The 7,270-nt window shown below is 61.7% G+C and carries 5 protein-coding genes and 1 pseudogene; 4 read left to right on the top strand and 2 right to left on the bottom strand.

Annotated elements, in window-relative coordinates; all coding sequences use genetic code 11:
* Both VGD45_RS00150 and VGD45_RS00145 read right to left on the bottom strand, forming a co-directional pair.
* Positions 1 to 539: pseudogene (locus tag VGD45_RS00150) on the bottom strand (hypothetical protein); the annotation flags it as partial.
* A gap of 151 nt (positions 540 to 690) precedes the next feature.
* Entirely contained in the window at positions 691 to 927 is a 237-nt protein-coding gene (locus tag VGD45_RS00145; RefSeq protein WP_331153227.1) for an EF-hand domain-containing protein, read from the bottom strand.
* Positions 928 to 1,136: 209 nt separating this feature from the next.
* Between VGD45_RS00145 and VGD45_RS00140 the strand changes: the two genes are divergently transcribed.
* From VGD45_RS00140 to treF, 4 genes are all read left to right on the top strand, one after another.
* A complete protein-coding gene (locus VGD45_RS00140; RefSeq protein WP_331153226.1) occupies positions 1,137 to 2,609 on the top strand; it encodes a sensor histidine kinase in 1,473 nt (490 codons plus the stop codon).
* Between the two features lie 23 nt (positions 2,610 to 2,632).
* Positions 2,633 to 2,839, top strand: coding sequence for a SlyX family protein (locus tag VGD45_RS00135; RefSeq protein WP_331153225.1), 207 nt, complete (start codon positions 2,633 to 2,635; stop codon positions 2,837 to 2,839).
* A gap of 62 nt (positions 2,840 to 2,901) precedes the next feature.
* On the top strand, positions 2,902 to 5,667 hold the full coding sequence (locus VGD45_RS00130; protein ID WP_331153224.1) for a TonB-dependent receptor: 2,766 nt from the start codon (positions 2,902 to 2,904) through the stop codon (positions 5,665 to 5,667).
* Between the two features lie 10 nt (positions 5,668 to 5,677).
* Positions 5,678 to 7,255, top strand: a complete 1,578-nt coding sequence (treF, locus tag VGD45_RS00125) for an alpha,alpha-trehalase TreF (protein ID WP_331153223.1) — start codon at positions 5,678 to 5,680, stop codon at positions 7,253 to 7,255.
* Positions 7,256 to 7,270 lie beyond the last annotated feature (15 nt).

Below are 7,270 nucleotides of genomic sequence, written 5' to 3'. Positions count from 1 at the left end.
CCCACCGAATCTTCTTTTTCGAACGGCTCGGCCTGCCACACCACTTTGTCGAACCCTTTCAGGCCGCCGTGCAAGGTGTTCGGGCCGTCGTTCTTGGGCAACTTGTAGGTCTGGTCGTCGATCTTGAACTGCGCCTTGCCGATGCGATTGCCGTAACGGCCGATGATGGCGCCGAAGTACGGCGGGTTTTTCACATAGTCGTCGAACGACTTCAGGCCCAAGGTGATATCGGTGACTTTGCCCGTGCCGTCGGGCACCAGCAGCGCGGTGATGATGCCGCCGTAGTTGCTGGCGCGGACTTCCATGCCGTTGGCGTTGACCATGGTGTACAAGTCAACGGCCGTGCCATCCGGCAGCGTGCCGAACGCCGCTTTGCTGATGGTGTTCTTGGATTTTTCTTCTGGAGTCGGCGGCGCTTTGGGCGGCGGCGGCGGTTCCTTGGTGCAGCCGACCAGGCTGGCGGCGATCAACAGGCACGCCAGCCACTGCCGACCGGAAACGCCACGCGCACGACCGGGACTCAAATCAGCATTCTTCATGTGCGATCCCCCGAGGTTGAACGACAAAAAATAGTACCCGACGCGTTCTGGACAGGCAGGACAAGGGGGAGACATGAACCGGGAACGCATCCTTGTCCGGCCGTGGGCGCGGGCGGCCCGTCAGGTCAGGCCGCCGCGTCGTTTTTCGAGTTTATTTGTATTTGGCGAATTCTTCGCGAGTCAGCTCGCCGTCCTTGTTGGTGTCCAGGCTCTTGAAGGCCGTGAACAGCGCATCGTCGGTGGACGCCTCGTTGAGGCTGATCTTGCCGTCGCCGTTCTTGTCCAGCGACTCGAAGCTGGGTTTGCCCTGGGCAACGGCGGCGCTGGCCGCTAGGACGCCGAGGCTGGCCAGCAGGGCCGGCGCGGTCATGCGAGAGAATCGGGTCATGTTGCTTCCTTCGTTACGTGTCCGACAGACACTCTAGAGAATCGCGCCGGGACGGCAAGGTTCCGGCCGGTCCCCGCGGATTTTACTCCGATCCGGGGCGGGGTTAATCCGGATGGCTGGCCCATTGTCCCAGGGCCATTGTCTTAGGGCCTCGCCCACCGATAATAGCCACGGTTGAAATGAAGGGAGCGGCCAGGGAGCTGTACCGGATGACCGAGGCCGTCGACATTGCCCATAATCGTGGCGTCCAGCGCGAGCACATCGACGCGCGAGTCCTGAGCGAGCAGGTCGCGCTGATGTGCCGGCTCACCACGTCGCCGCTCACCGCGAGTGTCATCGTCGGCATCATGCTGGTCTGGCTGACCACGGCCGACCACGGCCTGGCTGCCTCGCTCGCGTGGTACATCGGCCTGTTGTTGGTGTTGTTACTGCGTTGGCGGATCGCCGCCGGCTATCTGCGCAAGCCGCGGGATCTGGCCGAGACCAAGCGTTGGCGTGCCGCGATGATGGGCGGCGCCATCCTCGGCGGCTCGGTGTGGTCCATCGCCGGCTCGCTGCTGTTACCGCACGACCCCACGAGAGAGATCGTGATGTCGGTGTTCTTCATCGGCTGTACCGCATCGGGCATGGGCTCGCAGGCGCCGGTGCGGCACGCGTATGCGTGTTTGCTGATTCCTTTTCTGCTGCCGTACATCGCCACGCAGCTGTGGCTGGGCGGCGACCGCGTCGTGGTGGCGCTCGGGTTCATGCTCTACATCCCGACCATGCTGGTGATCGCCAACCGGCAGACGAACTCGATCGAGCGGCAGATCCGGCTGGCCATCGAGAATGAATGGCTGGCCGAGCAGTTACGTCAGGAGCGCGATCGCGCCAACCAGGCGCGGCTGGATCTGGAGATTCAGCTGGAAGAGCAGAAACGTTCGACGCAGCGGATTCGCGATCTCAATGTCGAGCTGGAAAATCAGGCGCAGGAGCTGCGCGCGGCGAACGGCGATCTGGAAGGCTTCTCGTACTCGGTCTCGCATGACTTGCGGGCGCCGCTGCGAGCCATCGATGGCTTCTCGCAGCTGCTCATGGACGACAAGAGCAAATCGATCGGCGCGGACACTCGTCATCATCTGCAACGTATCCGCGCCAACGTGGCGCACATGGCGACCCTCATTGACGATCTGCTCGAGTTCGCGCGGTGCGGTCGTCAGTCGCTGGAGTTCGGTCGGCTCGACATGGAAGAACTGGCGCGCAATGCCGCCGAGCAAGCGCGCTCCGCGAGCCTGAATGAGGCGCGCACGCCTATCATCGAAATCGGCAGCTTGCCGCTGGCGCGAGGCGACGAAGGATTGATCCGGCAGGTGTGGGCGAACCTGCTCGACAACGCGGTGAAATATACGAGCAAGGTCGAGAATCCTCACATCACCGTGACGGGGCGTGAAGAAGGCGAGCGTCTCGTCTACGAGATCCGCGACAACGGCGTCGGGTTCGACAGCGCCTTCAGTGCTAATTTGTTTGGTGTGTTTCGGCGCCTGCACGGCGCGCGGGAATATCCGGGCTCGGGCGTCGGGCTCGCCATCGTGCAACGTATCGTCACTCGTCACGGCGGCGAGGTGTGGGCGCATGCGGAGCCCAACAAAGGTGCGACGTTCAGCTTCTCGCTGCCCCAGCCGGTACTGCGGGCGGTCGGCTGAGGCGTCGACGCCAGGATGTAGTCATGAATGCTGAAATCATCGAACGTATCGAGCTGAAGATCGCGTATCTCGAACGCGCCAACAACGATCTGAGCGAAGTGGTGTACCGCCAGCAACAGGAGATCGACGCCCTGCGCGCCGAGCTGAGCGTATTGAACGGCAAAATGGAGGCGGCAATGACCGAGCAGACGGTATACACACCGGAGCAGGAACGGCCGCCGCATTATTGAAGGGGCAGGATTTGGAGGTCACCCCCTCATAGCTGGCACTACAACCTAGCATCGGGGGATACATGCTGCGTGCAACGATCGCATCGCTGCTGGCCATCGCGGCCGGCGCCGCTCTGGCTCAGGAACCGGTCCATAGCGACTCGAACAAAACCGCCAGCGCCGATCAGGCGTTGCAGGAATTCAAGATCGCCGCTCAGCCGTTGTCGCAAGCGTTGCGCGAATATGCGCAACAGAGTGGCGACCAGGTGGTGTTCTATTCCGAGATCGGCAAGGGGCGTGAAGCGCCCGCAGTGGAAGGTTCTTACACGCGACAGGAAGCGTTGCGCCGTCTGCTCGAGAACACCGGTCTGAAATATCGGCGCGTCAACGCCAAGACCGTCGCCATCAGCACCGACGCGCCCGCGCGGCCTGAAGCATCCATGCAACGGACATCGATGGCTGCGCCGCTACGTCTCGCGCAAGCGACGGACACCGCGCCTGCTCCGCTCGCACAAGTTCAAGAGCAAGGCGGCGTCGGCGCGCAGCAGGCTCCGGACGACTCATTGTTCGGTGTGGAAGAAGTGATCGTCACCGGCACCGCGGTCGCGGAGCGAACCAAGTTCGATTCGAGCGTGGCGGTCTCCACCTTCAATGCGGAAGACATCGCTCAGCAGGCGCCGGCGAGCTCGGCGGATTTGATTTCGGCTGTGCCGGGCTTCTGGGTGGAATCCACGGCCGGCACCACACAAGGCAACGTGTTTGCTCGCGGCATCATTCAGGACGGCGGCTATCGCTACGTCGGCTTGATGGAAGACGGCATTCCCATCTATCCCGTCTTTGAGCTGTCCTTCTACAACCCCGATCAATTCGTGCGCGTCGACGAGACTATCGAACGAGTCGAAGCGCTGCGTGGTGGCACGGCGCCGATCTTCACCGCGGGCGCGGTTGGCGGCACGGTGAACTTCGTGACCAAGTCTGCCGGAGCCACACCGAGTGGCGCAGTGAAGTTCGGTGTCAGCGACTATGGAATGTATCGCGGCGATGTTGCGTGGAGCGCGCCGCTAGGCGATGACTGGGGTATCGCACTCGGTGGTTATTACAGAACTTCCGATGGCATCCGCGATCCCGGTTACACCGCCGACGAAGGTGGCCAGTTCCGCGTCAAACTGGGCCGCAGCTTCGACAACGGCAGCGTCGAATTCTTCGGCAAGTACATCGACGATCGTTCGTTGTTCGTCGTCCCGATCCCGTTGACCGGCAGTCCCTCGGATCCTCGCGGCATCAACGGCGCGGACCCGGGCACATATTCCCTGAGCAGCCAGGATCTGGCGCGCGCCGGCTTGCCCGTGACCGCCGCCGAAGTGGGCCTGCGTGGCTCGAACCTGGAAGATGGCATTCATCCGCAGCTGTTCACCGTCGGTGGCAAGTTGAATTGGGAATTCAACGACACGGTCTCGCTGACCAACCTGCTGCGCTATACCGATGGTGAAGTGCGTTTCGATGGCATCTTCTCGGACAGAGCGCCGGTGACTGGAGCGGAATTCGCTGCTGCGGCGGGCGTGGCTGCAAACTACAGTGTGATCTCGAGCGGCGCATCGTACGGCGCGAATCAGCTGGTGCAGAACCATGGTCACTGGGTCGTGAACAAGGAATACGACGCCATCCAGGACGATCTGCGTTTGAACTTGAAGCTCGATACCCACGCCGTGACGTTTGGCTTGTATCTCGCCGACTACTCGATGAAGGATGCCTGGAGCCTGGGCAATATGTTGTTGATGGATGTGAGCGATCAGCCAAGTCGCTTGTTCCTGCCGGGCGTGACCGACGCGAACGGCTTCACCAAGTACTCGACGTTCAACTTGCTCACGGATTACGACGCGATGGCGTACTCGCTGTACGTCGCGGACGAATGGCAGGTGACGGACGCGTTGCGACTGGATTTCGGCGTTCGCTACGACACGCAGGACATCGAAGGCACGATTCGCGCCGGCTCGCAGGAAGTCGCGCCGGGCGTGCCGACGGATCTCGATGGCAATCCGCTGACGACGTATGACCGCAGCGTCTCTGTGATCGGTTCCAATCGCAGCACCGTCGACGAGGACTTCGACAACACCGGTTTCTCGCTCGGCTTCAACTACGAGTTCACGCCGCAGCATGCGATGTTCGGTCACTACACCGACTCGGCCAAGCTGCCGCACTTCGACGACGTGCGCAACGGCGTGACGGTGAAGGACCAGGTCACCAACATCGAGCTGGGCTACAAGGCGTCGCTGGAGTCGCTGGTGGTGTTCGCGACGTTGTTCCAGACGGAGTTCGACAACGTGCCGTTCCAGGACATTCTTTCCAACGGCCAGACCATCGTGCGCCGGGCTGAAACCAAGACGCGCGGCATCGAGCTGGAAGGCGAGTACCAGCCCATCGATGCGCTCAATATTCGCTTCAGCATCACGCAACAGGACCCGACGTATGAAGGGTTCACGGGCGCGGCTGCCGGCAATACGGGCAACGTCATTCGGCGCATTCCGAAGACGATGGCGCGTATCACGCCGACGTACTCGTTCCTGGACGGCGCGGCGCGCGCGTACTTCACATACACGTACGCAGGCAAGCGCTACGCGAACGACGAGAACTCCATCGTGTTACCCAAGTACACCAAGCTGGACGCGGGCGTGATGTTCGATGTCGATGCGTGGACGTTCCAGGTCTCCGGCGACAACCTCACCGACGAGGTCGGGTTGACCGAAGGCAATCCCCGCACCGACGTGGGCTCCGGGGGAATCGGCAACATTTATATGGTGCGGCCACTGTTCGGGCGATCTTTCATGGGATCCGTGACCTATCGGTGGTAGCCTGAGCGCCATGTTTCAGCGGATCTCGAGAGTCGTCTGCATGGGTGTGTTGTTGGCCGGCGCGGCAGTCGCGTCGGCCGAGGAAGCCGTGCCTACACCGGCCGATGTGTATGGCGAGTTGTTCGAGCAGGTGCAGCTCAAAGCGGTGTTCTCGGACAGCAAGGCGTTCGTCGACGCCTTGCCTAACAAGCCGCCCGAGCAGATCCTCACCGAGTATCGCGAGCGGCGGAAGCAGCCCGGCTTCGATCTGACGAAGTTCGTCGGCGAGAACTTTGCGCCGCCGCCGAACGTCGCCTCCGATTTCCGCACCGTCGCCGGCCAGGACGTGCGGCAACACATCGACGCGCTGTGGAAGGTGCTCGAGCGCAAGCCCGAGGACCAGCGGGCGTACACCTCGCGCCTGGCGTTGCCGTATCGGTACATCGTGCCGGGCGGTCGCTTCAACGAAATCTATTACTGGGATTCGTACTTCACCATGCAGGGGCTGGAGGAAAGCGGCCGGCACGACCTGACCATGGACATGATCGCCAACTTCGGCTGGCTGATCGATCAATACGGGCACATTCCCAATGGCAACCGCAGCTATTTCTTGAGCCGGTCGCAGCCACCGTTCTTCGCGGCAATGATCGAGCTGGCCGCAGCTAAGGAAGGCGACGCGGTCTACAAGAAATATCTGCCGCAGCTGGTGCGTGAGTATCAGTTCTGGATGGATGGCGCGAACGCTTTGAAGCCGGGCGCTGCGCATCGGCGTGTCGTGAAACTGGCGGATGGGACGGTCTTGAATCGTTACTACGACGATCGAAACATTCCCCGCGAAGAAGCTTATAAGGAAGACGTCGCGACTGCGCGTGAGGCGGGGAGTGCGTCGCCTGAGATTTATCGTCATCTTCGGGCGGCTGCGGAGAGTGGCTGGGATTTCAGCTCGCGGTGGTTCGCGGGCAAGACGCTCGCAACGATTCATACGACGGATCTGATTCCGCCGGACTTGAATAGCTTGCTGTATCAGCTGGAGCTGACCATCGCCAAAGGCTGTGGCCTCACCGCCGACGCGGCGTGCGCCAAAGAAATGAAGGCCAAGGCCGATGCGCGGAAGGCGGCGATGACTCGTTATCTGTGGAACGAGAAGGTCGGCGCGTTCACGGACTACGACTGGCGCAAGAAGCAGCTCAATGCTCAGGTGACGGCGGCGACCGTTTATCCCCTGTACTTCAACGCCGCGAGCAAAGAGCAGGGCAAAACCATCGCCACCACCGTCCGCGCGAACCTGCTGAAACCGCACGGCTTGGCGACCACGACTATTTCAACGAACGAGCAGTGGGATGCACCCAATGGCTGGGCGCCCTTGCAGTGGCTCGCAATCAAAGGCTTCCAGAACTACGGGGACGATCAACTCGCCGCGACCATCGCACAGCGATGGGTTGGGAAGAACCTGCAGGTCTTCAAAGCCACCGGCAAGCTGGTGGAGAAGTACGACGTCGTTGGCGATAGCGCCGGCGGTGGCGGTGAGTACCCGCTGCAGGATGGCTTCGGCTGGACTAACGGCGTGCTTCGGAAGTTGTTGGCGATGTATCCGAGGTTGGCGGAGTAAGAGGGGGAGCAGAAA

The sequence above is a fragment of the Steroidobacter sp. genome (assembly GCF_036402275.1).
Taxonomy (GTDB): domain Bacteria; phylum Pseudomonadota; class Gammaproteobacteria; order Steroidobacterales; family Steroidobacteraceae; genus Steroidobacter.
The sequence above is the reverse complement of the archived record's forward strand: the minus strand, read 5'-3'. Positions and strand labels throughout refer to the sequence as shown.